We start from the raw sequence: 24,030 nt of genomic DNA, 5'->3' as shown, positions 1-24,030 counted from the left end.
TAAGGGATAAACACGTTATTTTCGTTTTTCCCAATCAGCTCATTCACTGGCCCAACGCCGTTTGACGCCTGAAAAGACATTTTTTCATGACGGTTTGGTCATAAACTTTTCAAATTGACTTAAGTCAGCTTTAAGTCGCTGCCCGTAGTATGAGCATCATCAACTTAAAGGAGATGGCGCTGATGCAAGAAGTAACGACACTGACGCAACAGCCAAAAAGGCGGACGAGACGATCCGTGAATTGGTTGAAGGTACTGCCATGGATCGTGCCGCTGGCGGTGCTGATTGGCTGGCAGGCTGCAGTCAGTTTTAACTGGATCACAAGTTCATTGATTCCGGCTCCGACGACCGTTATCCAAGATGGCATTACGTTGTGGCAAAACGGTGAATTGCCAAAGAACATTGCGATTAGCCTATATCGGGCCACGGCTGGTTTTGCCATTGGCGGCAGTGTCGGCTTTGTGCTTGGCCTCATTAACGGCTTGGTCAAACCGATCCGCGCGCTGCTGGATAGTCCCATTCAGATGTTGCGCAATATTCCGCATCTGTCGTTAATTCCCTTGATGATTATTCTCATGGGGATTGGCGAACCCGCTAAGATCGCGTTGGTGGCGATCGGGGTGATGTTCCCGATGTACATCAATACGTATCAAGGGATTACCGGCGCTGACCCGGAGTTACTGGAAATGGGCCGGGCTTATGGACTTTCCAGAAGAGCATTATTCACCCGCGTGATTTTTCCGGGCGCCTTGGCCAACATTCTGATGGGTGTTCGCTACGCACTGGGTGTCATGTGGACGACCCTGATTGTCGCCGAGACGATTTCGGCCACTTCAGGTTTAGGTTACATGGCCACCAACGCCCAAGAATTTATGCGCATGGATAGGGTGCTACTTTGTATTTTGATTTACGCCTTGCTAGGAAAACTTTCCGATGTGATTGCTAAGAATCTGGAACGGCTTTTCCTCAGCTGGCGTCAAGGAGGCGTTGACGCATGACCAATCCAATCGTGCAATTGCAACATGTGGAAAAAGTATACGGTGACAAAACCGTCCTGAATGACATTCAACTTAACTTGTACCCAGGTGAGTTCCTGGCCTTGGTCGGGATGAGCGGCGGCGGAAAAAGCACGATTTTACGCTTGATCGCCGGACTCGAAGCGCCGACAGCCGGTCACTTGAGTCGTGAAAAAGGCTTAGTGATGCGGGTGATGTTTCAAAATGACCGCCTGTTACCGTGGCTGACCAATCTGGATAATGTCTCGTTTAAGAATCGCGATCCGGAAGTCATCAGCGAGGCGAAGAGCCTCTTGCATGCAGTTGGCTTAACCGATAAAAGCACCGGTTATCCGGCTCAACTTTCCGGCGGGCAAAAGCAGCGGCTGGCGTTGGCCCGGGCGTTATTGGCTAAGCCGCAATTGTTGCTCCTCGATGAACCGCTGGGCGCGTTAGATGCGTTGACCCGGCAGCGGATGCAGGATCTCATTTTGAAAATTTTTACCGAGCAAAAGCTGAGTACGTTGCTCATCACGCATGATGTCAACGAAGCAGCCCGCATGGCAGATCGGATTATCGTCGTCAGGGATGGCCAGTTGGTCGCCGAAACGACCGGTGCCCGCGGGCAGTCGCCTGAAGCAGTGGCGCAAACCGCCGCTCGGGTGTTGCAAGCAATCCTGTCAGAAGAGCCGGTGACCTCATGAAAGAGCCAGTATTAACCGCTACTGCTGCCAAGCCCTCTAAGAAGCATCGTTACCTATATGAAATTGACTTGATGCGACTGATTTTCATTGCCGGGGTCTTGTTGAATCATACGACAACCACGTTTGAGCATCAGCTGTCATCCGGATTCGCAAGCACCGCCTTACTTGCCACGCACTTGATGATCCACTTCACGCGGATGGGCTTCATGTTCATGACCGGACTGGTTCTGACCATGGTGTACTTTTCGCGGAAACGTAATTGGCCGTTGTTCTTCAAAAAACGGTTCACAACTGTCGGCATTCCCTATGTTTTGTGGAATACGTTGTTGATGATCGGATCCATCTTGCTTGGTATTGGCGGTTTCACCATTGCCAATTTCTGGCCGGACTACCTCAGCGCCATCCTACACGGCGATCAGTTCTACCTATACTACGTCTTGGTCACGATGCAACTGTATCTGTTGTTTCCGGCGATGCTCTGGTTGTTCAAAAAGACAAAAGGGCATCACCGCGTCTTGGCGCTGGCCAGTTTTGGCTTACAACTGCTGATTGTGGCCGGGATTAAATACGGACTGCCCCACATCGATACCAGTGGTTGGCTATGGTGGTTCCGTGCTTATGGCGTCAATGTCTTCACGTATCAATTCTTCTTCATTGCCGGTGGTCTTTTCAGCTTACATGCCAAGGCAGTCAAGAATTGGTTGCTGGATCATCAACCGCTCATCGGCATCAGCACATTGATACTCAGTTTTGGCACAATTGGGCTTTATGTCTTTAATAAACAGATTTTGGGCATGACCCATAGCGCCGCCGTTTCACCGCATCAGCCCTACATGCTGGTCTACGACGTGGTGATGATTGCCTTTGTGGCGCTGCTTGGCCAAAAGTATGCTACCTGGCATGCCAAGCAGCCTAAGCACTGGTTCGCCCGCTTAGTTGGCAATGGCGCCCAAGTTTCTTTTGGGGTCTATCTTTGCCAAACGATCGCACTGTCGTTATTAAGCGGGGTGCTGGGATTGCTACATCTTAGCAATCTGACCCTGATGTTACTGCTACCGGTTGGTTATCTCGGTATTCTCGGCGGCTCTTTTGGGATCGCCTGGTTCTGTTACAAAGTTTCACCGTTTGGATGGCTGATAGGCCGTCCGCAATCGTTGTCGTTATCTGCGAAAGGAGTCCCGAATCATGAGCAAGCTCACCGATCAGTTATCTCAGAATCTCATCAATCATCGTGATTATCCCTTAGTTAAGTCCGTTGCTGCCAATACGTGGTACACGGGGCGCGACTTAGAAGAAGATGTTGCCGCCTTACGCGAGCAATTTGCCGAACAGAAAATCGGTGCCGGGGATCAGGTTTTGATCGTCTTGCCGAATTCACCGGTTTTCCTGCCGCTTAATCAGGCACTTTGGGAAATTGGTGCGGTCGCCCATCCGATCGCGGCTAAAACGCCGGTGCCAGAATTACTCGACGAGTGGACCACTTATCACTATCAAGCGGTCATCACCCTGCCAGCTCTGGGAGAAGCCATGGAAGCCCCCTTGATCCCATGGGCGCGGGTTCGCTTGCATACCATGCCGGAATTGGCCATCCTAACCGATGCCGGCCAGCTGGCTTATCGCATCAACGCCCCACAAATGGCGCCGCGCGAAGATGATCTGGCCTTAATTCTGAACACCTCAGGTACCACCGGTAAACCGAAACGTGTCGGCCTGACGCACCGAATGCTGGTTAACGCAGCCCACTATGACATTATGAGCCACGCGCTAACGCCGGATGACACGGCAATGGTCGTGATGCCGATGTTTCATATCAATGCGCAGGTGATTTCGGTTTTGGCCACCCGACTATCCGGCGGTAAATTAGTCATTGCGCCCAAGTTTTCGGCAAGTGCCTTTTGGCCGACCATCGAAGACAATCACGTCACCTGGGTGTCGGTGGTTCCGACGATCATTTCGATTCTGCTGATGAACCAAAATGCCTTAAAAGCGTATCACGACAATATCCATTTGCGGTTTGTCCGCAGTTCTTCTTTCGCCTTGCCGGAAGACAAACTCGTGTCGTTTCAATCGCGGTTTCACACGCAGGTTTTGGAAGGTTACGGCATGACGGAAACAGCCAGCCAAAGCACCCTAAATCCGATTCAGGCACCCAAAATCGGGTCAGCGGGCAAACCGGTTGGCACGGACCTCCGTATCAGATTGGCAGACGGCACGTTGACCAAAAAACCTTTTGTCGAAGGCGAGATTGTCCTTCGCGGCGACCACGTGATTCACGATTATCTCGAGCCCCATCCTGATTCATTTGCCGATGGCTGGTTCTTGACCGGTGATATCGGCTATCTGGATCAAGACGGCTACCTGTTTGTCAAAGGCCGCCGCAAAGAGATGATCAATCGTGGCGGTGAAAAGGTGGCACCGGCCAAAGTCGAAAATGTGCTTAATGAATTGGATTGGATCGCACAAGTGGCGGTCATTGGGTTACCGGACAATCTGTACGGAGAGGCCGTCACGGCTGTGGTCATTCGACAGGATCCAACTGCTGATCCGCAAAATGCCAAGGCTGACTTACTCGATTTTGCCCGCCACCACCTTGCTGCTTACGAATGTCCAACCGAAGTCGTGTTTGTTAAAGCTTTTCCAGTGAATACCACTGGCAAGGTTTTGCGACCGAAACTACGCGACCAACTCATGCGAGGCGGGAAACTTTATGAAGCGTAAATTTCGATTCATTTTACTGTTAGTCGGGCTCATTGCGTGGTTTAGCGTTGCGGTGTACGGCTATACCCAAACCACCACCGCTTCGACCAATCAGGAAACCGTCACGATTGGCTACCAAAAAGCCGATCCGGTGGACATCTCACGCCAGCGTGGCGAACTAGCCAAGAAACTGAAGGCAAAAGGCTATCAAGTGGTCTTCAAGGAATTCTCGGATGGCGCGGCACTGATGACCGCGCTTAAAAGCGGCGCCATTGACTACGCGCGAGTTGGCGATACGCCACCAGTCACGGCTAAGGCGTCCGGTACCGATATTGCTTTGATTGCGACAGGTGCCACGAAAGAATACGGCAGCGGCATTCTGGTTGGCAAAAATAGCGGCATCACCAGTCTCAAGCAACTCAAAGGCAAGACGATTGCTTATCAAAAAGGCACTGCTGCTCAGTACCTGATCATGCAGGCGCTCAAGAAAGCCGGCTTATCAACCAGCGATGTCAAGTTGGTGAATATGGATCAGAGTTCGGCGTCGGTTGCTTTTGCCAAAGGTAGTGTGGATGCCTGGGTCACATGGGATCCGTACACGGCAACCGCGCAAGTGAACAACAATGCCAAGCTGCTGACAAACGGCACCGGCCTGTCCAAAAACCGGGACTTCCTGATTTCGACGCAAAGCTATGCCAAGAATCATACGTCATTAAGCAAGTTGTTGACCACAGCGTTGAATGACGACATGACGTGGGCGAATGCGCACCATACCCAACTGATTGCCATGCTAAGCAAGACCCTCAAGCTTTCGAATGAGGTGATCCAAAAGATGGTCGAACGCCGAACCTATTCCATGACGTTGATTAATGGCAACAGCACAATTGTCGCCGAAGAAAACGCCATTGCCAAGGCGCTGTATCAAGCTGGTGTTGTCACCAAGGAAGTGGATATGAAAACAACGTTAGTCGACGAATAGACCTTATGTGTGAAAGTTTACGATAAATCGCAAAATATCGTTAAGCGGCCAATCCCTTTGGTATGAAGGAGTTGGCCGTTTTTTCGTGCTTATAACTGTCAAAGAGTTTGGGCCTTTTTCGCCTAGCTTTCTTGCATATGATATTATATGACGTATAATATAAGCGATGATGTAATAAGGAAGGAGGTTGGGTTCATGAGTATGCCGCTCAGTGCGGAACTATTAGATGGCATTGTGCTCGCCGTGTTGCAACAATCCGATGCATACGGGTACGCACTGACCCAACAGATTCAAGCGGTGATCAGCATTTCCCCTTCCACGTTGTATCCGGTGTTGCGCCGTTTAAAAGCGCAAGGTGCGTTAACCACTTATGATCAACCATACGAAGGGCGCAATCGCCGTTATTATCGGATCACGCCTGCCGGATCCAAGTTGTTACAGGAAACCGAAACCAATTGGCAGACTTTTAAACAGCAGATTGAGCATTTTCTGACCGACGCGGGTAATCAAGCGAAGAAGGAGGACCAGTCATGACGAGTGAAGCTTATTTTCAGGCATTAACACAACTACTGTCACCGCTAACCAGCGATGAACGGGCAGAAGCCGTTGCCTTTTTTCAGGATTATGCCGAAGATGGCGGCTTGACGGATGGTGATGCGATTACCAAGGTACTTGGCACACCGCAGCAGCTTGGTCGCCAGATTTTGGCAGATTATGCGATTAAAAGCAGCACGGCTTCTGGCTCCGCGGCGTCGCCTAAAGCCAACGCTCGACAGATCAAGACCATTGTATTGGCGATTTTGTCGGCGCCGATGACAGTTCCGGTTGCCATTGCGTTGTTTGTCATCGTTTTGGCACTGCTGATTGTGATTGCGGCAGTTAGCTTGGCGATTCTGCTGGTGCTTGCCGGTGCCACTGGTCTGGGCTTGGGCGTTGGCGCCTTCTCGATCTTCGCCGGACTGTTCCTGCTGGCTCATCCCATGGTGGCGTTGAGATACGTGGGTTTAGGGATCGCAGCCATTGGCGTGGGACTTTTCCTGATACCGTTATTGAAATGGACGACGCAAGGCATGTTTAACGTGGTGGCCCGCTTCTTCCGGTGGATTTATCGACACATCCGCAAGCAACATTTGGAGGTGACCCAATTATGATGAAAAGATTACTCGCAATTGGGGCGCTGCTAATTGTGCTTGGCTTGGCTATGCTTGGCATCGGTGCCGCCCATGATGGGTTGCAGCCGATTGCAGTGGTACACGGGCAACCCATTATTGCCAATCCGACGACCAAAACGCAACAGGTCAAACCGTTCTCACGACTCTCGGTGACTGCCAATGATATGGACGTGGTCGTGAAAACCGGCGCGCAATATCGCGTTCAAGTTACATCGGTTGGATCCGGACACGTCAAGCAGACGGTTCGTTCCGGTCAGCTCAACTTGACGCAAAAAGGGAAACCGATTTTCGGCATGATGCTCGGCCAGACGCGCGCGCCGCAAATTACGATTACAGTTCCGCGCGATCAAACCATCACAGCGGCAACGGTCCACACCAGCTCCGGTAACTTGACGTATGCCGTTGCCAAAACGATTCGGCTTAAGCTCGGTGCAACCAGCGGGGATATGACGGTCAGCCATGTTCAGCAGGCACAGTTGCAGTTACAGTCAAATTCCGGCAATGTCCGCGTGACGAACGCAACATTGCGTGAACCAAAAGTCACAACGAAATATGGCGATCTGTTTGTCACCGACAGCACGATCAATCAGGGTCAATTTACTTTGAGCAGTGGCGATTTTCACATGGCACATACCAAGCTGAAAGGGAAGAATCAGGTTAACAATACCTATGGCGATAATGTCGTCACTGGCGCAGATAAGCAGACTGGCTATGAATTACGTACCGGTTCTGGCGATAACAAGGTGTTTACACGTGCCACAACTGAAAATAACGTTACTTATAACCGGCGAGCTGACACGCAGCTTCGCCTAGTGACGCATAATGGCGACAATCAGGTGAAATAACGCGTTCGGAGGTTGATTTTTATGAAACTAACAACGAAAAATTTGACCATGCAATTTCACAATAAAATGGCCTTGAATCATGTTTCAGTGACGATTGAAAGCGGTGGCTTAGTTGGTTTGATTGGGCCAAATGGGGCCGGTAAGTCGACGTTTATGAAAATTTTGGCGACGTTAATGCGCCCCACGGCTGGAGATGTTTTGCTGAACGGGCAAAGCATTTTACGGCATCCTGGCAAAATGCGGCGAGTATTGGGTTATATGCCGCAGACTGTACCGATTATTCCGCAGTTGACCGCAACGGAGTATTTGCAATATTTGTCCGCACTCAAAGGGTTGCCAACGACCAAAGCTAATCGCCAAATTAAGGAATTGTTGCAGCAAATGCATTTGCAGGGTGCCGCCCATGCACGTTTAGGCGGCTTTTCCGGCGGCATGCGGCAACGTGTGGGCTTGGCGGCCGCATTGTTAGGCGATCCGCAGATCATTATTGTCGATGAGCCGTCTGCCGGACTTGATCCAATTGAGCGGATTATGATGCGTAATTTGTTAAGTGAACTGGCCCAAACACGGATTGTCTTGTTGTCAACGCACATTGTTTCAGATGTCGAAGCCGTTGCCAGTCAATTGTTGTTGCTAAAAGGCGGGCAGTTGGTCTTCCAAGGCACTGCGCCGGCACTGATTCAAGCCGCGACGGGTCACGTGTGGGAGTATGTGCTGCCGCAAGGGACGGAACCGCAGACCGATCAGGCGATGAGCGAAATGCGGCAAGCCACTGATGGCATTCATATTCGAACCGTTGCCAAGCAATCACCAACACCTCAGGCAGTAGCGGTGACGCCCACGTTGGAAGACGCAACGTTAAGTGCTTTGGAAAGCCGGTGATCAGCATGTTAACCATGATCAAAACATCGTTCAAAGAAAGAGTCCGGCAGCACTCATTCTGGCTGATGATCGGGACAGTGGTCGTGTTAGCGATTCTGTGTACCCCGCGGTTTAACACCGGTATTAAAGTCCTATCGTTAGATCCTAAGATTTTTCGGCAGGCGGATAATCCGACTTGGTTGCCAATCTGTGCTGCGCTGATTTTCGGCTTCACGTTGCCATTTTTTGGCATAGGCGCGGTTGAAAATGCGCTGCAAACCGATCGCACTAGTGGCGTATGGCCATGGATTGCAACAACGCGGTTTGCGCGGCTATCGTATGGACTGGCTTTATTTGTCGGTAACTTTTTGGTGTTGCTGTCAATGTGGTTCGTAACACTGTTGGCTACCGGTTTGATGGTGGTGATCCGGTTTCCGGGACAAGGTATTAGTTTGGCCACCTTCTTGTCGCCGTTTTTGGCTTTGTTGCCGAGTATGGCCTTGATTGCGGCGCTGGCGTTGCTGGTCGAAAGTATCACAGCTAAACGCAGCAGTGGATTGGTCACAGTCTTTATGTTCGGCCTCTTGTATGTGTATGCCACGCAGCTATCGGAGCCGCACGCATTTTGGCATCGCTTGTTGAGTCTCAGCGGATTGACGTCACTGCAGGATACGGTCAGTCGCGCTAGTGAACGTGTCATCGGTCGCCCGATCGATGGGATTCAAATGTTCAGCAGTTATGCAGGACAGCAAGGCAAGCTGTCGCTACATTTTGGACCCGTGGCGTTTGACCGGACAACCTTGGCCTTTATGCTCGGTGAGATACTGATTGCGGTAGGTATTGCGCTGGTGGCGGCATTGCTGATGCACAAGGCACGGCAAACCGGCAGTCTAAAAGTAAGGCATCAAGTCCAAGCGCCAGCATCTAGCGCTCCAGTACCAGCGGACTATGTTCCCATTCAGCCTAGGCATTTTCAGTGGGCACAACTCCTGCAGGTGGAAGCAAAACGTCAGTGGCATATCGGTTCATGGCGTTATCGTGCGCTTTTGCTAGGCAGTTGGTTGCTTGTCTGGTTTGTTCCCACCGCAGCACAACAAGAAGCGGGCTTGCCGATCGTATGGCTTTTGGCCTTGCCATGGCTGAGTGCGTTAGGCTCATCACCACGCGGCTGGCAGTCGTGGCTGCATACGGTTCCGGCAGCGAATCAGCACCAAAAATGGGCCGAATTGTTGGTCAGCGGCGGATTGGCACTGGTCATCATGTTACCTTTCATCGTCCGGACGCCTAGTGTCGCGCTTCAGCTGGTACTCGTAGCCGTAGCGACAGTTGCATTGGCGCAAGGGATGGGAAGCTTGCTAAACTCAGGGCATTTGCTAGCGTTGCTGATGGCGCTATTCTGGTTTTTCTACATGAATGGTCTTACCGGGATGATCAGCCCAACGCACTTTTCCTTGATCGTTTGCGTCGTCTTTGCAGGGTTGTTCATTGTTGGCTTGGCGTTGACGCAGTTTGCGAACCGCCGGCGAAGCGTGGCTTGATGGTGTGAATATTGGGAAGTGGGGAATGCCTAATATGATGTGCTTGCAAGGTGGAAGCCCTCTCGCCTAAAGCTATCTTCACGCCGACTTCTAATTGCGTCGGTTCACGCTCACCATAACGCGCTCCCCGGCGCAGAAGCCTGCGTGTAAGGACCTTGGTCGCAATCGCCAAATAGTTTCAGTGGAAGATGGTTCTATTTTAGGCAAATGTGAGACCAGACTTCCGCTTTCTATAACGCGTTCACAGTCGCAGAAATCTACGTGTAAGGACCTCAGACCTAAATGGCCAAAGCCCAGCCATTTAGGTCTGAGGCCACTTACACTCCGATTTCTAAGCGCTCCTGTTCACGCTCACCATAACGCGTTCGCCAGCCCAGAAACCTGCGTGTAAGGACCTTGGTCGCAATGGCCTAAACCCGGGCCATCACGCCCAAGGACGCTTACACTCCGGTTTCTAAACGGGCTGGCTCACGCTCACTAAAAAAAGCAACCCCATCCAAAAGGATAAGGTTGCCACTGTGGCTTGTTTATCAAGCCACAGAAATGCCTTTCGCCATCATTACGGCAGGCATCAAGTATCGTTGCCGATACTACGGACTCGAGGTCCAATAAATTTACACGGAGTCTGCGCTCCGGTAACTTTATGATAGCGTTTTCGGAAAAATGGAAGCTATTTTACTTGGCTTTTTTTAGAATTCAAAAAGTTTAAAGCAAGAGCATTAACCTAGTGAGAATCTCGGCGTATAAATAACGAAGAATTTATAGATGCTCTTTTAAATAAATGGTATTTAGATGTTGATAATTCAGCAACAGAAGAACAGGTATAATTTGTTGACTGATATTAATGGATGGGTATAGATTACGTTTATACAAGATCCTTTTCTTTGAAGATCGGTGTCTGACACGACTAATAGGCAGGGAGCTGACGTAAATGACTTTCTGGGATATCGTTCAAATTATGTTCGCCCCAGTCGTGATTATTTGGATTATTGCGACATCGAAGGGCAAAATTGATCGCAGAACTAAGGAACTAATTTGGATTGTTGTTCTCTTAGTGATTGTCGGGAATGTCGCAGGTTATATCATTGCGACTGAACGAAGCCATTGGGCAATTGCCTATAATTACACATTTGCCTTTATCCAGTTAGTCATCATGTGGTCGTTTGCGCGAAACTTCTAAAGATTCATCTTAAAAGTCTGAAGTCACTTTCGGAAGACGCGCGGTGAACGGCATCACTTAGAGGTTAGGGGTGGGCGAATGAATATTGATGATGCAACTCAAATTGTTTTTACTACGATTGTCATCATTTGGATTCTTAAGACATCCAAAGGTAAACTTGATAAAAGGACAAAGGGCTTAATCTGGATTATCAATGTCCTGTTGATCACTGCTAACTTTGCTGCGTATTTCCTTACAACGGAGAATAGTAAGTGGGCATTGGCATATGATCTTTCTTTCTCCTTTATTCAACTTGTCATACTTTGGTATTTTGCACGGAATTTTTGAGGATTTTGTGCAAAAATCCATGTCCTCCTTCAGCGGTCATCCCATGAGCTGCATTTCATCCTTTTTGTACCAAGACCAAAAGACACCAGAACTCAAACTCAATTGAGACTCCGGTGTCTTTTTTTGATTACGTTCCCTTTTTCAAACGCATGCGCATCACTTACCCACAGTACCTTGTTGATAAGTAATCCGATAGCTGCCGGCCGGGATGGTCAAGGTCTGATCATCGTGCTGGACAGCAGTTGTCCAATCTTTGCCGAATTGATCCTGCACGGCCACTTGGTGTGCTTGGGCGGGGAGTTCGACCTGTGCTTTTGCATTCATCGGCACGGCAACGTCTAAGGTTTGGTTGCCTGCGTCTTGCTGATAATGAACGGTGATGGGACCTTTCACGGACGGGGTGGTGAGGTTCAGGTGGGTCAGTTTGCCAGCACGGACTTTGATTCTGAAGGTCGAAAAGCCGGGTTCGATTGGCATGATGCCCGCAATGCCCTGAACAATGGTTAATCCCGGGGTGGCACCCCACGGATGGGACAGCGTTAAGTTTGGCTTGTAGTGATTGCTCCAAGCTTCCGGGGCGATGGTGGCTTTCAGACTGTCGAGAATCGCGGCGAATGATTTGTGATCCTTTTGATCGTTCGGGTCTGTCAGCAACGTAATCGCGTCTGCCGCGTGACCGGATTCGAACAGGCTTTTGAGCATGAAGTAGATAAAGTAAATGCTGCCGACGAATTGGCCATTGTTGGCAACAAACTGGCTTAAGCGATCGGCCATGGCCTGATCGGTATAAACACCATAGCAAAGCGCATAGGCTGAAGCATGGTGTGAGGTATGGCGGTTGATGGTTTGGTCGGCATTCAGTGAATCAAAAAATCGGCCGGTCTGGTCATCGTACAACTTGTCGATCAGATTCTTTTTAATCGTTGCTGCCCGATCTTGATAGTGCGCCGCGTCGTCGTCATGATGCAGAACCTTGGCGATTTTGGCCATGGTCGAGTAAGCACCGTAGAAAATGGCGTTGAACGGGGTATTGTAGGTGCCTTCCACAAAGCCATCGCGTTCCGAAATTGGCCAGTCAACCAGACCGTCGTTAGTGACTAATCCGACTTTTTCATCGAAGTTGTCGACACCTTTGCTATTTTTCAGTGAGCCTTTGAAACTCTGCGATGCGCCGTCAAAACTTTCGGCAGACTTGCCGCGGTTGAGCTTGTATTGCAAGGCTGTGTAACGCGTCTTGAGTAGCGTATCGTCGCCGGTGTAAAGAAAATCAAGCCAAGCCATTTCAATTGCGAACAGCTTGTAATCTTCCGGCCAGGTCGGGTTGTCGATTAAATAATCCAAGGAGTGGCGGGCCAGTGAATAATTTGCAGATACCGTGTAACTTGTATTCGCGTTAACCAACAAGTCGCCTTCATACGGCCGCCGTTCACGAGCCTGCGAGTCAACAAAAACATCCTGATTAGTGGCCTTAATCGTGTACTTAGATAGCTCGTATTCACGGTTTAGCAGGTCGCTATCGCTTTGGAAGTTGCCTTCGTTGTCCGGGAAACGCTGCTGCATGGCCCAACCGTTAATGGCATCGAGGTGTAAGTCACCTTCGAAACCAAGTAGTTCAACATAGCGGAAGTTTTTCATCTGTAAGGTCGTGAAGCGATTTTCACCCTTGACCAGCGTCCAATTTTCAACATAGTCAGGGCCGCAAGCCATGTTGTGACGGACGTGGCCGTTGTCTTCGAGTTGTTCGCCCATCAGCACGGTCACGCGTTGATCCGTGTCACTGGCAAGATCAACAGTCAGGCCGCCGATAATTTCTTTACCTAGATCGATTAACCGATTTTGCGGTGAAAAAGTGATGATGCGTTTATTGGCGTCATGGACCTCAATACGCTCGGTATTTTCACTGCGATAGGGAACCAGCACTTCGTCATCAGCGATCATCGGTTGCGGGTTGCGCCAGGCAGCTGGCCAATCATGGTCATCGAAGGTCTTGCTTGCCCAGTTTTGTGGGTAGTAGCGCATATCGATATTTTCACTGACCATGCCAAAATATTGGGAGCGGATTTTGACCCCGAAGTCGCCAAAAGCACTGCTGCCGTCCAGCGCCCGCCAGCTAGGATCAGCTGTGGTGACGACTTCTTTGGTACCGTCATGTTTGTACACAATCAACTGGCACCAAAAAGCGCGTCGGTCTGAACTGCCGGTTGCCAGCGCTGCTACCGTATTGGTGCCACTTTCCAGGTAATCAGTGGCGTCGTAGACATTATAGTAAACTGCCGTGCGGTCCGTGCCGTGATCGTGTTCCTGCTGGCGCGCGGAACCGACGCCGAGGCAGTGACCATTAACGTACAGGTCAAAGCTTTGGGCAAAAATCGGTTCATTGCCGCGCGCGAAGGCAACCACAACTGCCGTGTCGACATCGTTCGTGTCAATGGTCAACTGCGGACTGCGAAGAAAGACGACGTTACCGATGTGGGCTAGTTCTTCACCAGATTTTGGTTGCGATTGCCGCCAGATGCCTTGCTGAACGGGCAGTGCGGGGTCAGCACAAATGAATTTCGCCGGCTGTGAGAAATCACTGGTGTGGCCAAGATTGTCTTTAATCCGGACCTGCCAGTAATAGAGATCACCAGGATGCAAGCTGTCTGCTAAGTCTGCGACAGTGACGGCTGTGTTTTGTGCTGAATGGACCCAGCCGCTGTCGTATAGGTAGGTTTGGTGATCGCGATCCTGAAGCCGCTTGAAGACAACTAGCTGATAGGCCGTTTGGGCGGCGTCAGAGAAACTACTATGATTCCACCAACTGAAGCGGGGATGTTGCTGAACGTTATAGGCAAAGTGCTGCAAGTTAACGCTTAAATGATCTGGCGCGTACAATGCTGCTGTTATGTTTGACATGATTTAACTTACTCCTTTATAAGTAAAGAACGCTTTTTCTTAGCGTACGTTGTAAATATTGAAAAATCAATATGGCGTTTAAGCGTTTACTAAAAATCAAAGCGACTAGGCGAGCATAAATTGCGTAATATCACCTATTCTCGAGAATAGTAGGATTGGCGAAATGTGTATTTGTTCCAAACTTAGTATTTCATTGTCCCAAAGTGAAAATACGCGACCAAAACAGGCGCTTTTTTTGACGAACAGCGTGAAGAGAAACTTCGAAACAATGGTCGATACCGGTAAATTCCGGGTCATTCTAGTAAAAAGGTCTATGTTTTAAGAAGCACTTGCCGCATGTTTCACAAGTTTTCGCGGCAGGGATTATAAACCCTGCCGATTGGACAGATGGCTATTAGTGAGTAAGTGGTATCGATTTTTTGCTAGTCGTCATTGTTAAACAAATATGAAGACAGATGGCTCAAAATGAACGGACCCTGTAGATTTGTTCCGGTTTTGGGACATATCAATAGCAATCGCGCCTCTTTTACTAAAATCTCCTAATTTTGGTAGCGGTTTTACGAAAACGATGTTAATCTCATTTTTGTAAACGTTTACGAAAAGCGGATTCGGATTCATATTTGTTGTTAATCAAACAGGGAGGTCTTTCATCGTGAAGAGGAAAGTCCGGTGGCGTAATGTTATTGGTTACGGTGCCGCAGATTTATTTGGTAATGGGGCGCTAACGGTTGCCTCAACGTGGATGCTTTTCTTCTACACATCCTTTGGTGGCTTGTCACCAGTCCTTGGTGGTACGATTCTTGCCATTGCTCGTGTAGCTGACTCATTAATTAGTCCACTGATGGGGTATTTAACCGATCATTTTGGCGCAACTAAAATGGGACGGAGATTTGGACGCAGACGATTCTTCCTGCTGATCTCCATTCCGTTAATGTTTATCTACGTTGTTATCTGGGTTTCGCATATGGGCTTCTGGTATTATCTGTTTACCTATCTGCTCATGGAAGCATTCACAGCGCTGGTTATGATTCCTTACGAGACCTTAGCTGCTGAAATGACAGATGATTACGATATGAAGGCTCGTTTGTCCAGTTCCCGGATGCTTTGGTCAGCGCTTGCAACGTTCCTTGCATCATGGTTGCCAGGTCGGATCTTTGCTATTATGGGTAAAAACAATCCCAACGCGTTCTTAACGCTTGGTATTGTCCTAGCCATCATCTTTATTCTTGCGATCGGCTTAACCTACTTCTCCACTTTCGAGCGGGAAACTGACGGTACGCCTGAAGAACGTAAAGCGATCATCGAAGAAAGCCGCAACAAAGGCGAAAATCCGTTGGTATCGCTTTGGAACATGATTAAAGATATGGGTTCGGTTTTCCGAATCAAGTCCTTTGCGCTTCACTTAGTTATTTATCTTAGTTCATTTACCGCCCGCGATATTGTGGGTGCGACTTATGTCTTCTACATTGTTTATGCGATGCAGAGTAACCCAACCGAAGCTTCGAACATCCTGACAGTTGGTTCGATCATCGGTATTCCATGTAACCTGTTCTGGCCGAAGATCATGAGCAAACTTGGCCCGTCTAAGTTATTGCGGATTATGTACTTAATGATGTTCTTTACGGTTGCTTGCTATGCCGGTCTTTATTATGGTTCGGCTGCAGGTACCAGTTGGGGCATCATGACCTTGTACGCACTTCAGGTTACGTGGGGCATTTCAAACTCTGGTACCGGTTATGTTCCGTGGACGGTTTACACCTTCATTCCTGATGTGGATGAAATGGTCACCAAACAACGGCGCGAAGGTATTTTTGCCGGCATCATGACGTTTGCTCGCAAGACCACTTCTGCACTGGCACCGTTCTTAACCGGGATTGTGCTATCAGCATTTGGCTTCAATGAATCAGCCAAAAGCCAAAGTGCAGGTGCGTTAAACGGTTTGATCTTATGGATGCTGCTTGGTACCGCCCTCATGCTGCTCTTGGCATTTGTCACTTCTTACTTCTTCAAATTGGATCGTGAAAGTCACAAGGTTCTGCGTGACGAAATCGATCGTCTGAAGGCCGGTGGTAAGATGTCCGATGTTGATCCGAAGGTTAAAGCGCAAGTTGAAAACCTAACCGGATTTAAGTATGACCATCTTTGGGGTCACAACAACATCGTCTGAGGTGTTCACGCAGCTACTCAAAAAAGGCTTTAGAGAGCGTTGTCATTTGATTCACTCCCAATTCAATCAATTCTGCCGCAACGAGCGGAACAACGCACAACGTAAACCATGGCCACCGGAAACATAAATCCGATGTGCGTGGCAAAATGAAAAACCCGTGTTCAGGTGAATGCGGGTTTTTTCGTGGAGAAAAGTTTGCTATAATTTTTTTGAATTGAATGGCGATGGTGTTCGCCTATACGTTTAGTTGATGACACCTACCTTGGGATATATGACAGGGTGGGTGTCTTTTTATGTATGGCTGGCAGGAGACGCACGAAAAGGAGAATGAACAGTTTATGATACAGCGAGAACAAGTACGGTTTGGCTGGCTGGTAGGTATTTTTGTTGGCGGTTTTTTCGGTGGCGTTTTGCGTTACTGGATTAGCGCAGTAACAACAGATCAAGCAACTATGATGGGAACGACGATCGTGAATTTGCTAGGAAGCTTTTTGTTGGCAGTAACCACTTATGGATTGGACTTGAAGTTTGATTTGCCTGAATGGTTACTGTTAGCGATTGGAACAGGCTTGATCGGGGGGTTCACAACATTTTCCACGCTTATGTTGGACTTCGTAAGTCTGATCAGAACGAATATGCTTGCGGCTATCTTGATGCTAAGTGTGAATCTTCTGGGAGGGATGCTAGCTGTAGCGGGAGGCGTGCTAGTCGCCAAATTCACGGTTGGAGAGGATCATGGCGCTTTATGGTAATACTGATTGGGATCGGAACAGGATTGGGAGCAGTGTGTCGCTACGGGTTGACCGTGTTGGGACGAACTTTATGGCCGGGTAAGCCATTTGCTACGTTGTTGATTAATGTTTTGGGTGCATTTTTAGCTGGCCTTCTGGCGGGATTGCCAGTATTGTCGAATTTCCGACTATTTTTATTGACTGGCTTTTGTGGTGGATTTACAACATTTTCAACTTTCACGACGGACACGTTTATTTTGCTGAGGAACCGTCAATGGCGATTGGCAGCACTTTATGGTCTGAGTAGTGTGCTGCTAGGGATACTGGCAATGGTAACAGGATTGACATTGTCCGGAGCTTAAGTGTGTAACTTTTGCGCATAAAAAAAGCCGCCTCAACCAACGTCGAGACAGCCAGAACCGTGGTAACCATCAATCAAAATCTTGCATTTGTTTTTGGTTGTAGGCTACTGAGATTTGTGTAGAACAAGTCAGCCTGCAAACGGGCTTGTTCTTCTTCGTGGGGATCGCGTGGTGTGGCGATCAGATGCTCAACGCGTTTAAAAGTATGCTTGATCAGTGACATTAGAAACATCTCCCCTTTGGTTGCTCCTGTTTACAACTACATTGTAGGAGCTATGTCAAAGAAATTCAATCGGTCTAGGGCAAATGAAAACGCATTCATTGCAAAAAGTTTACGAAAAGATTGCAGATGTCACAATGTTTCACAAGCGACCAAGAAAAGTTCCTAAAATAAACAGCGAAATCGGAGCGATTGGTGGTCAAAATTACTTAGCAGCTATTTGGTTTTGAATCTTTTCTAACTGCTGATACTGACTGAGCATCCAGCTGCGATAGTTTTTGCCTTTAGGTAAGGTTTCGGTGACATTAAGAACAGGAACCTTATTTTCTTTTGCGAGTTTAATGAAACTATCGACAACTTTAGAACTGGCTTGACTATTGTTAACGAAAAAGGCAATTTTCTTTGTCTTAATGTCTTCTTCGACGCTATGAATATCTTTAGCGCTATAATCGGTACCTTCTTCAGTCGCCTGGGCAAAGTGGCGGTTGTTAATCTGATAGCCGAGGTAATCGAGCGCATAACCGAAGACCGGTTCGGAAACATCTACTTTCTTGCCTTTGGCGTTTTGCCTAAGTTTTCCGATCAGGTCATTGAGTTTATCGAGTGAAGCAATATAGCGCTTGGCGTTAGCTTTAAACGTCGCCTTTTTGTCTGGGTTCTGTTTTGCAAATCTGGCAGCTAGCGCGTTTGCGAGTTTCGGCATGGTTCGCGGATCGTACCAGATGTGCTCATTGTCGCCTTCATGTTTACCCATGATATCTTCCGCGACCCGTAAAGACTGTTTAGACTTGTTCTCGGACTTGATCAATTTGGTCATCCAGCCGTCGTAGCCGATGCCATTAGCAATCACCACATTGGCAGTCGCTATCTGCTTGCCGACTTGGGTGGTTGGTTCATAATCGTGGGGATCAATTGCCGGGTTGTCAATAATCGAAGTGACTTGCACTTGTTTGCCGCCGACAGCTTTGGCGACTTCACCATAAAAATCAACAGAAGCGACGACTTGAATTTTATCATTGTCACCGGACTGCTTAGCGGTTGTGCCACAAGCGCCCGCCACAACCGACAATAATAGTAGACTGATGACTGTCAATACTCGTTTCATCATTCGTAAAACCCCTTTAACCGTAATCGTTACGAGCATAAGCGTAGCGTATTGAGGGCTATAGACGCAAGTAAAATATTCGTTTGATCAGCTGTCAGCCTTGAGGGATTCATAATCGAATCAAGGATGACCGCGGTTTTGTTCTAAAGACGAGAAAAAGAATAAGCCCTTGATTTGGCCTATTCTTTTCAGTAAAAGCGTTTGAATTGATGTTTATCGATGATTCTTAAAGAACAGAACGCTACCGACTACAGTTAACACGATACCGATCGCAGTGGACAGGGCGCTTACAAGGCGTTCACCTGTATTGGGTAGGATCATCCATCGCTTGGAGGCGAGCTTGCTGTGGGGATTAATTGTTTCAGTTGAGGGATCGTCTTGCCCGGATTGCGTGTTCGTGTCTGAGTCCGTTGGCAAAGCTGTATCGGAACTGGCTACCGAAGAAGTTACTGCAGATTTGGCTGGCTGAGACGTATGACTTTCAGAGGTCGAACTGGCGGATTCTCTAGTAGGGGCTGATGAAGAAGCGCCCATTGATGGCTTAAGACTTGCTGATGAATCACTTGACCCAGTACTGGAAGCTGATTCAGGAACTGACGAACTCGATTTAGAAGAGGCAATCTGATGGCTTGAGGAAGATGCAGACGACTGCGCGCTTGATGGCATTGACGGCGGGTTAGACGGCTTGGTGCTTGAGGATGGTTTCGACGGTTTGACGCTGCTCGATGCCTGAGATGACGACTCAGATGGCTTGGGGCTGCTGCTCGGTGCTTTAGATGAAGGTTCTGAACTGCTGGATGCCTTAGACGAGGGCTCCGATGGTTTTGAACTTCTTGAGGCTTCAGACGAAGGTTTTGATGGCTTAGAGCTGCTCGATGCTTTAGAAGATGGCTTAGCCGATGATGCAGACGAACTGGAAGTGCTCGATGAATTTGATGATGAAGCAGGTGTTATCGGCATATCCGCTGACTTGATGGCCACCCGCGGATGATCTTTGGTCAAAGTGAATTTAATTGGCTGTCGGTTGAGGCGGTAGCCAGCGAGTGCTTTGGTTTCGAGAAACTGATACTGACCAGCCAGTAGCTGAGAAATTGATAAGCTGCCATTCTTGTCAGTCGTCAGCCCGTTTTTAACAAGTTTGCCATCATTGCGGTAAAGTGCAAAAGTTTCCCCTTTTAATGGTTGCTGCGGTCTTGTCGCACCTACTTTAGTTAGCTTCACCTGACTGACTGAGCCAATACCAACACCAGTGTTATTCCAAGTGATTTTACCCTTGGCAGTTGGATTCAACCCGCTATCTTGCGAGCCTGTTGCCGTGACCTGATTGTTCCAGGTGTTCTTGTCACCGCTAAAACTTCCAAAACTGGTTGAAAGCGGATTGGTCCATAAGCTGACTTCAACGGCTGTGGTAATGGTGCCTAAGGGGATCGTCATTTCCCGATCGTTTACTTGAGGAGTAACTTTAATCGTACCATTTTGATGAAAGGCGTTCTGACTGTATGTGCCAGTGGCTGCGGTCAATGCATGCGAAGTATCAAATGTTTGACCTGCATCCAAAGTATCATGCAGGACAACATCGTGGATAGTTTTGCCTTGAGGGTTTAACGTGATTTGCCATTGAAAGAGTTTTGGTCTGCCCAGTGAATCGACATATTGGTTCGAATCCGCTGCATGATTACCCTTAGGCGGCGTCACCACCCAGCCGGCTTTATTGATATACCAGCTAACCTGCTGGTGATCGGGATCGTTAAAGCGGCCATTGACTTGGAGTTTTAAGGTGCCTTCGCGTTTGACCGTCTTTTGGCTGAAAAAGTCGGTAAAGGTGATGAGCCCTTGGGAGCTGCCTGCTTTAACAAAAACATTGCCAATCGTTTCCTGGGTGCCGGGGTTTAATATTTTGAAGCTAATGTCGGATTGCGGCAACACCGATGATGGCAGTGAAAATTCGGCAGTGTCGCCGGCATTAACGGTGACCCCATCGGAAATTTGCCAATGGTACGTTAAGTAATAAAGCTGGCCTCGTGAAAGACGCGCTGTATGGGTCACATCTTTTTGATTAATGTCGGTAATCGTTGCATCATTGCGATTTAAACCAGAAACCGGGACATTCTTTCCCGCATCAACGACGGTCGGCGGGCTGATTAGCGGGCTGAACAAGAACGTTAGACTTGCAAGCAGCAGCGTTAACAGTAACCAACTCGACGTATATTTTCGGATGCGGTTTTGAATTTGCATAGATACATTCCCTCTTAAAAATTAGATTCCAATTTATTTATATCAGATCGCGGTTTATGGAATTAATAATATAAAAAAATTCGCCGAGTCCTCTTAAAAAGTTGCTACCTACTGAGTAGGCTTCCGGTGAAATCTTTTTTAATTGGCAAAGAACGGGTTTCAATAGAAGGAAGGTTTGTCACCTTGCGTATTCGGTTGGTCAACCCCAAGTGATTGACCAATGTGCTGGCTAGGATCGTTGATTAAATTGACGACTAGATCCGCAATGCTGCGACGTGAAACCTCTGTTCCCTTGAACGGCTCATCTTTTTGGGTGATCTCGTAGCTCACGATATTTTTGTTGGACAGCCATGCCGGACGGATAATCGTATAAGCTAAATCAGACGTCTCAATGACTTTAGCGGCCGCCGCATAAGTTTCCAGATAGCCACCGTCTAACATTTTGTGATTCCAGCGGCCAAATGCACCGGGAACTTCATCATAAATGCCCAGCGTTGAAATCCAGATTAACCGTTTAATGTTGTTGGCATCCATGGCTTGGACCACTGACTTGGCTTGGTTTTCAATGCCTTTGTTGCCTAGATTGGCATAGACAAGATCACTGCCGTTCATGGCTTTTGTCAGAAGGGGAGTGTCGGTGACATCTCCGTCAACAACGGTTTCCCGCTGGTCATTAACGTTTTGCAGCCGCTCAGCGTGACGCAGAAACAAGTTAAGATGATGCTGAGTTTCTTTCAACAGGCGCTGGCGTACCAATGTTGCAATTTGTCCGTGGGCGCCTAGAATCATGACATTTGCCATGGTCATCTTCCTTTCTTGTTCGTAAGTCAATTTCATTGTAACACTGTCGATTTTGGGTGGAAGGCGGCGGAAGGGAGGTGTTGGCTTCTATAACGCGTTCGCCGGCGCAGGGGTCTGCGTGTAAGGACCTCAGTCGCAATGACCAAGCCCGGGTCATCACGCCTGGGGCCACTTATGCTCCGGTTTCTAACCGGGCTGGTTCGCGCTCACCATAACGCGTTCACCGGCGCAGGGGTCTGCGTGTAAGGACCTCAGTCGCAATGACCAAGCCCGGGTCATCGCGCCTGAGGCCGCTTACACTCCGACCCCTAAACGCGCCGACTCACGCTCACACAAAAAAGCACGCCATTTCTGGCGTGCTTTCCTTCTGGCCGGGGTTGTCCGGTGCTTTTGACCCGGAGCTATGGTTTGTCATGTAATCAAAGCTAAGCGATTGACGAATTCGACAGGGGATGTGTCTTGCCGAAATTAAAAGTAAAGGAGAAAAAGTGTGGCAAGCCCTCGTGGCCAGAAAGAGGTTATTTGCTTACCGAAGTGGCGCTGGATGATGACTGATCCTGGATTTTTTCAAGTTGCTCATATTGGCTTGTCATCCAAGTGCGGTAGTTTTTACCTTTTGGCAGCGTTTCGGTAACCTTTAAGACCGGAACATTGTTTTGTTCGGCTAATTTGACCAAACGTGTTACAGTCTTGGAAGATGCCTGGATGTTATTAACGAAGAAGGCAATCTTCTTTTCTTTAATATCGGTTTCGATACCGTGGATATCCTTGGCACTGTAATCGGTACCGTCTTCAGTAGACTTGGAGAAGTGTTCATCGTTGACTTTATAACCCATGTAATCCAAGGCATAGCCGAAGACTGGTTCGGAAACGTCAACGAGTTTGCCATTTGCATTAGCCTTTAGTTTGTTGATTAAAGCGTTGAGATCATCCAAGGAAGCGATATACTTCTTCGCGTTGGCTTTGAACTTAGCCTTGTCAGCCGGGTCCTTCTTGGCGAACTTGTCGGCTAAGGCATTAGCCAACTTCGGCATGGTACGCGGATCATACCAGATATGTTCGTTGTCGCCTTCCTTTTTGCCCATCAGATCGTCAGCAACTTTTAAGTAATTTTTCGACTTGTTTTCGGACTTGACGACTTTGTCCATCCAGCCGTCATAACCGATACCGCTGGCAACCACTAAGTCAGATTTTGCAACTGACTTGCCGACTTTAGTAGTTGGTTCATAATCGTGCGGATCCACGGCCGGATTGTCGATAATCGACTGAACCGAAACTTTATTACCGCCAACCGCTTTGGCGACCTCACCATAAAAATCGACGCTGGCAACAACCTGAATTTTGCTGTTGCTAGTGCTGGATTGCTTTGCGGCACCATTATTACCGCACGCTACGCCGAAAATGGCTAGCAGTACGACACTGATACCTGCAAGTAATCGCTTCATCATAAATACCCGCTTCCTTCCAAAACGTAATCATTACGCTTTAAACCATAAAGCAAGCGGAGCAAATTGACAAGCAAAATTTTTAAATTCTAATCCGAAAACAATTGCTGCCAAAATTTCATTGACAGCAAAAAGGCCGGCATGATAAGGTTAAATCCGTCGTTTAAGCGTAATGATTACGATTAAAAGGAGCTGAAAAATTTTGGGAAAAACCGATTTGGCGAGTGCACGGCGGCGTATGAAAAGCCCAAACATTAAAACCCGTAAGCGCGCCTTGAAGATTTTGCATGAGGCAAAACGCAAACAACAAAAGAATCGATAAAAGGAAGTATACGCTTGTCAATTTGCGAAACCAACAATGACAGTGTGGTCACTTCATAACAGAAAGAGGTAAGCGAATGGCAAAAAAATCAAAGATTGCCAAGGCCAAGCGCCAGGAAAAATTAGTTCAACAGTATGCGGCGAAGCGTGCGGAACTCAAAGCAAAAGGTGATTACATCGGACTTAGCAAATTGCCGCGTGATTCGAGTCCGGTTCGATTACACCATCGTGATGCATTGGATGGCCGACCACATGCGTATATGCGTAAATTCGGTCTTTCCCGACTCAACTTTCGCGAGCTGGCACACAAAGGACAGATTCCAGGTGTCCGCAAAGCTAGTTGGTAGTAGTGGCGTACCGCTGAAAAGATTCATTGCTTTTAGCGAGACATTGAGCCGTGAAAATGCTTAAAATAACATATCCATAAACACGGTCCTATGAACAATCAAT

General features: G+C 48.3%; 23 protein-coding genes and 1 riboswitch. Of the genes, 17 read left to right on the top strand and 6 right to left on the bottom strand.

What is annotated here, in order from left to right; genetic code table 11:
- The first annotated feature begins 182 nt into the window (after positions 1 to 182).
- The 12 genes from LACZS1_RS11460 to LACZS1_RS11405 all read left to right on the top strand — a co-directional run bounded on the left by LACZS1_RS11460 (position 183) and on the right by LACZS1_RS11405 (position 11,298).
- Positions 183 to 998 (top strand): ABC transporter permease subunit, encoded by an 816-nt coding sequence (locus tag LACZS1_RS11460; protein WP_070652050.1) that lies wholly within the window; start codon positions 183 to 185, stop codon positions 996 to 998.
- Positions 995 to 1,699: an ABC transporter ATP-binding protein gene (locus LACZS1_RS11455; protein ID WP_010492477.1), complete on the top strand. Its 705-nt coding sequence runs from the start codon at positions 995 to 997 to the stop codon at positions 1,697 to 1,699. The genes LACZS1_RS11460 and LACZS1_RS11455 overlap by 4 nt, the downstream gene beginning before the upstream one ends.
- Positions 1,696 to 2,934 carry an acyltransferase gene (locus LACZS1_RS11450; protein ID WP_070652051.1) on the top strand — a complete coding sequence of 413 codons (1,239 nt, stop codon included), beginning with the start codon at positions 1,696 to 1,698 and terminating at the stop codon, positions 2,932 to 2,934. Before LACZS1_RS11455 ends, LACZS1_RS11450 begins: the two co-directional genes overlap by 4 nt.
- Positions 2,885 to 4,417 carry an AMP-binding protein gene (locus tag LACZS1_RS11445; RefSeq protein WP_070652052.1) on the top strand — a complete coding sequence of 511 codons (1,533 nt, stop codon included), beginning with the start codon at positions 2,885 to 2,887 and terminating at the stop codon, positions 4,415 to 4,417. Before LACZS1_RS11450 ends, LACZS1_RS11445 begins: the two co-directional genes overlap by 50 nt.
- Positions 4,407 to 5,375, top strand: a complete 969-nt coding sequence (locus LACZS1_RS11440; protein WP_070652053.1) for an aliphatic sulfonate ABC transporter substrate-binding protein — start codon at positions 4,407 to 4,409, stop codon at positions 5,373 to 5,375. Before LACZS1_RS11445 ends, LACZS1_RS11440 begins: the two co-directional genes overlap by 11 nt.
- A gap of 195 nt (positions 5,376 to 5,570) precedes the next feature.
- Positions 5,571 to 5,909: a PadR family transcriptional regulator gene (locus LACZS1_RS11435; RefSeq protein ID WP_047105447.1), complete on the top strand. Its 339-nt coding sequence runs from the start codon at positions 5,571 to 5,573 to the stop codon at positions 5,907 to 5,909.
- On the top strand, positions 5,906 to 6,526 hold the full coding sequence (locus LACZS1_RS11430) for a DUF1700 domain-containing protein (RefSeq protein ID WP_306402860.1): 621 nt from the start codon (positions 5,906 to 5,908) through the stop codon (positions 6,524 to 6,526). Before LACZS1_RS11435 ends, LACZS1_RS11430 begins: the two co-directional genes overlap by 4 nt.
- Positions 6,523 to 7,392, top strand: a complete 870-nt coding sequence (locus LACZS1_RS11425; protein ID WP_070652055.1) for a DUF4097 family beta strand repeat-containing protein — start codon at positions 6,523 to 6,525, stop codon at positions 7,390 to 7,392. The genes LACZS1_RS11430 and LACZS1_RS11425 overlap by 4 nt, the downstream gene beginning before the upstream one ends.
- 21 nt (positions 7,393 to 7,413) lie before the next feature.
- On the top strand, positions 7,414 to 8,274 hold the full coding sequence (locus tag LACZS1_RS11420; RefSeq protein ID WP_070652056.1) for an ATP-binding cassette domain-containing protein: 861 nt from the start codon (positions 7,414 to 7,416) through the stop codon (positions 8,272 to 8,274).
- Between the two features lie 14 nt (positions 8,275 to 8,288).
- Positions 8,289 to 9,791, top strand: coding sequence for a hypothetical protein (locus tag LACZS1_RS11415; RefSeq protein ID WP_141753081.1), 1,503 nt, complete (start codon positions 8,289 to 8,291; stop codon positions 9,789 to 9,791).
- Between the two features lie 931 nt (positions 9,792 to 10,722).
- Positions 10,723 to 10,971, top strand: coding sequence for a hypothetical protein (locus LACZS1_RS11410; RefSeq protein ID WP_010492460.1), 249 nt, complete (start codon positions 10,723 to 10,725; stop codon positions 10,969 to 10,971).
- Positions 10,972 to 11,049: 78 nt separating this feature from the next.
- On the top strand, positions 11,050 to 11,298 hold the full coding sequence (locus LACZS1_RS11405; RefSeq protein ID WP_070652058.1) for a hypothetical protein: 249 nt from the start codon (positions 11,050 to 11,052) through the stop codon (positions 11,296 to 11,298).
- A gap of 156 nt (positions 11,299 to 11,454) precedes the next feature.
- Here LACZS1_RS11405 and LACZS1_RS11400 read toward each other — a convergent pair whose 3' ends face one another.
- Positions 11,455 to 14,193 carry a family 78 glycoside hydrolase catalytic domain gene (locus tag LACZS1_RS11400; protein ID WP_070650627.1) on the bottom strand — a complete coding sequence of 913 codons (2,739 nt, stop codon included), beginning with the start codon at positions 14,191 to 14,193 and terminating at the stop codon, positions 11,455 to 11,457.
- 652 nt (positions 14,194 to 14,845) lie between these two features.
- Here LACZS1_RS11400 and LACZS1_RS11395 point away from each other — a divergent pair.
- The 3 genes from LACZS1_RS11395 to LACZS1_RS11385 all read left to right on the top strand — a co-directional run bounded on the left by LACZS1_RS11395 (position 14,846) and on the right by LACZS1_RS11385 (position 17,453).
- The gene (locus tag LACZS1_RS11395; RefSeq protein WP_070650626.1) at positions 14,846 to 16,360 is read left to right on the top strand and encodes an MFS transporter; all 1,515 of its coding nucleotides are present in this window, start codon (positions 14,846 to 14,848) and stop codon (positions 16,358 to 16,360) included.
- Between the two features lie 211 nt (positions 16,361 to 16,571).
- Positions 16,572 to 16,627, top strand: a riboswitch (Fluoride riboswitch).
- Between the two features lie 71 nt (positions 16,628 to 16,698).
- Positions 16,699 to 17,112, top strand: coding sequence for a fluoride efflux transporter FluC (locus tag LACZS1_RS11390; protein WP_029345598.1), 414 nt, complete (start codon positions 16,699 to 16,701; stop codon positions 17,110 to 17,112).
- On the top strand, positions 17,106 to 17,453 hold the full coding sequence (locus LACZS1_RS11385) for a fluoride efflux transporter FluC (RefSeq protein ID WP_010492455.1): 348 nt from the start codon (positions 17,106 to 17,108) through the stop codon (positions 17,451 to 17,453). Before LACZS1_RS11390 ends, LACZS1_RS11385 begins: the two co-directional genes overlap by 7 nt.
- Before the next feature lie 73 nt (positions 17,454 to 17,526).
- Here LACZS1_RS11385 and LACZS1_RS11380 read toward each other — a convergent pair whose 3' ends face one another.
- The 5 genes from LACZS1_RS11380 to LACZS1_RS11360 form a co-directional block, all read right to left on the bottom strand.
- Positions 17,527 to 17,676, bottom strand: a complete 150-nt coding sequence (locus tag LACZS1_RS11380; RefSeq protein WP_041084771.1) for a hypothetical protein — start codon at positions 17,674 to 17,676, stop codon at positions 17,527 to 17,529.
- 202 nt (positions 17,677 to 17,878) lie between these two features.
- Positions 17,879 to 18,781 carry a metal ABC transporter solute-binding protein gene (locus LACZS1_RS11375; protein ID WP_070650625.1) on the bottom strand — a complete coding sequence of 301 codons (903 nt, stop codon included), beginning with the start codon at positions 18,779 to 18,781 and terminating at the stop codon, positions 17,879 to 17,881.
- Between the two features lie 210 nt (positions 18,782 to 18,991).
- Positions 18,992 to 21,013 carry a SpaA isopeptide-forming pilin-related protein gene (locus tag LACZS1_RS11370; RefSeq protein ID WP_070650624.1) on the bottom strand — a complete coding sequence of 674 codons (2,022 nt, stop codon included), beginning with the start codon at positions 21,011 to 21,013 and terminating at the stop codon, positions 18,992 to 18,994.
- Between the two features lie 159 nt (positions 21,014 to 21,172).
- Positions 21,173 to 21,814 carry an NAD(P)H-binding protein gene (locus LACZS1_RS11365; protein ID WP_070650623.1) on the bottom strand — a complete coding sequence of 214 codons (642 nt, stop codon included), beginning with the start codon at positions 21,812 to 21,814 and terminating at the stop codon, positions 21,173 to 21,175.
- Positions 21,815 to 22,332: 518 nt separating this feature from the next.
- On the bottom strand, positions 22,333 to 23,262 hold the full coding sequence (locus tag LACZS1_RS11360; RefSeq protein ID WP_010492449.1) for a metal ABC transporter solute-binding protein, Zn/Mn family: 930 nt from the start codon (positions 23,260 to 23,262) through the stop codon (positions 22,333 to 22,335).
- A gap of 199 nt (positions 23,263 to 23,461) precedes the next feature.
- Between LACZS1_RS11360 and LACZS1_RS11355 the strand changes: the two genes are divergently transcribed.
- Both LACZS1_RS11355 and rpsN read left to right on the top strand, forming a co-directional pair.
- Complete coding sequence (locus LACZS1_RS11355; RefSeq protein WP_306402859.1) at positions 23,462 to 23,581, top strand: putative metal homeostasis protein; 120 nt, start codon at positions 23,462 to 23,464, stop codon at positions 23,579 to 23,581.
- Positions 23,582 to 23,657: 76 nt separating this feature from the next.
- Positions 23,658 to 23,927 (top strand): 30S ribosomal protein S14, encoded by a 270-nt coding sequence (gene rpsN, locus LACZS1_RS11350; RefSeq protein WP_010492445.1) that lies wholly within the window; start codon positions 23,658 to 23,660, stop codon positions 23,925 to 23,927.
- Positions 23,928 to 24,030: the final 103 nt, after the last annotated feature.

Source organism: Lacticaseibacillus zeae subsp. silagei (assembly GCF_030770335.1).
Classification (GTDB): Bacteria; Bacillota; Bacilli; order Lactobacillales; family Lactobacillaceae; genus Lacticaseibacillus; species Lacticaseibacillus zeae.
The sequence above is the reverse complement of the archived record's forward strand: the minus strand, read 5'-3'. Positions and strand labels throughout refer to the sequence as shown.

Bases quoted from the DNA above. Each gene is read 5' to 3' on its own strand.
- LACZS1_RS11380 (WP_041084771.1), bottom strand. From the start codon at position 17,676: ATGTCACTGATCAAGCATACTTTTAAACGCGTTGAGCATCTGATCGCC.
- LACZS1_RS11405 (WP_070652058.1), top strand. From the start codon at position 11,050: ATGAATATTGATGATGCAACTCAAATTGTTTTTACTACGATTGTCATC.
- LACZS1_RS11425 (WP_070652055.1), top strand. From the start codon at position 6,523: ATGATGAAAAGATTACTCGCAATTGGGGCGCTGCTAATTGTGCTTGGC.
- LACZS1_RS11460 (WP_070652050.1), top strand. From the start codon at position 183: ATGCAAGAAGTAACGACACTGACGCAACAGCCAAAAAGGCGGACGAGA.
- LACZS1_RS11400 (WP_070650627.1), bottom strand. From the start codon at position 14,193: ATGTCAAACATAACAGCAGCATTGTACGCGCCAGATCATTTAAGCGTT.
- LACZS1_RS11385 (WP_010492455.1), top strand. From the start codon at position 17,106: ATGGTAATACTGATTGGGATCGGAACAGGATTGGGAGCAGTGTGTCGC.
- LACZS1_RS11365 (WP_070650623.1), bottom strand. From the start codon at position 21,814: ATGGCAAATGTCATGATTCTAGGCGCCCACGGACAAATTGCAACATTG.
- LACZS1_RS11375 (WP_070650625.1), bottom strand. From the start codon at position 18,781: ATGATGAAACGAGTATTGACAGTCATCAGTCTACTATTATTGTCGGTT.
- LACZS1_RS11390 (WP_029345598.1), top strand. From the start codon at position 16,699: ATGATACAGCGAGAACAAGTACGGTTTGGCTGGCTGGTAGGTATTTTT.
- LACZS1_RS11455 (WP_010492477.1), top strand. From the start codon at position 995: ATGACCAATCCAATCGTGCAATTGCAACATGTGGAAAAAGTATACGGT.
- LACZS1_RS11415 (WP_141753081.1), top strand. From the start codon at position 8,289: ATGATCAAAACATCGTTCAAAGAAAGAGTCCGGCAGCACTCATTCTGG.
- LACZS1_RS11370 (WP_070650624.1), bottom strand. From the start codon at position 21,013: ATGCAAATTCAAAACCGCATCCGAAAATATACGTCGAGTTGGTTACTG.
- LACZS1_RS11410 (WP_010492460.1), top strand. From the start codon at position 10,723: ATGACTTTCTGGGATATCGTTCAAATTATGTTCGCCCCAGTCGTGATT.
- LACZS1_RS11445 (WP_070652052.1), top strand. From the start codon at position 2,885: ATGAGCAAGCTCACCGATCAGTTATCTCAGAATCTCATCAATCATCGT.
- rpsN (WP_010492445.1), top strand. From the start codon at position 23,658: ATGGCAAAAAAATCAAAGATTGCCAAGGCCAAGCGCCAGGAAAAATTA.
- LACZS1_RS11435 (WP_047105447.1), top strand. From the start codon at position 5,571: ATGAGTATGCCGCTCAGTGCGGAACTATTAGATGGCATTGTGCTCGCC.
- LACZS1_RS11360 (WP_010492449.1), bottom strand. From the start codon at position 23,262: ATGATGAAGCGATTACTTGCAGGTATCAGTGTCGTACTGCTAGCCATT.
- LACZS1_RS11450 (WP_070652051.1), top strand. From the start codon at position 1,696: ATGAAAGAGCCAGTATTAACCGCTACTGCTGCCAAGCCCTCTAAGAAG.
- LACZS1_RS11440 (WP_070652053.1), top strand. From the start codon at position 4,407: ATGAAGCGTAAATTTCGATTCATTTTACTGTTAGTCGGGCTCATTGCG.
- LACZS1_RS11430 (WP_306402860.1), top strand. From the start codon at position 5,906: ATGACGAGTGAAGCTTATTTTCAGGCATTAACACAACTACTGTCACCG.
- LACZS1_RS11420 (WP_070652056.1), top strand. From the start codon at position 7,414: ATGAAACTAACAACGAAAAATTTGACCATGCAATTTCACAATAAAATG.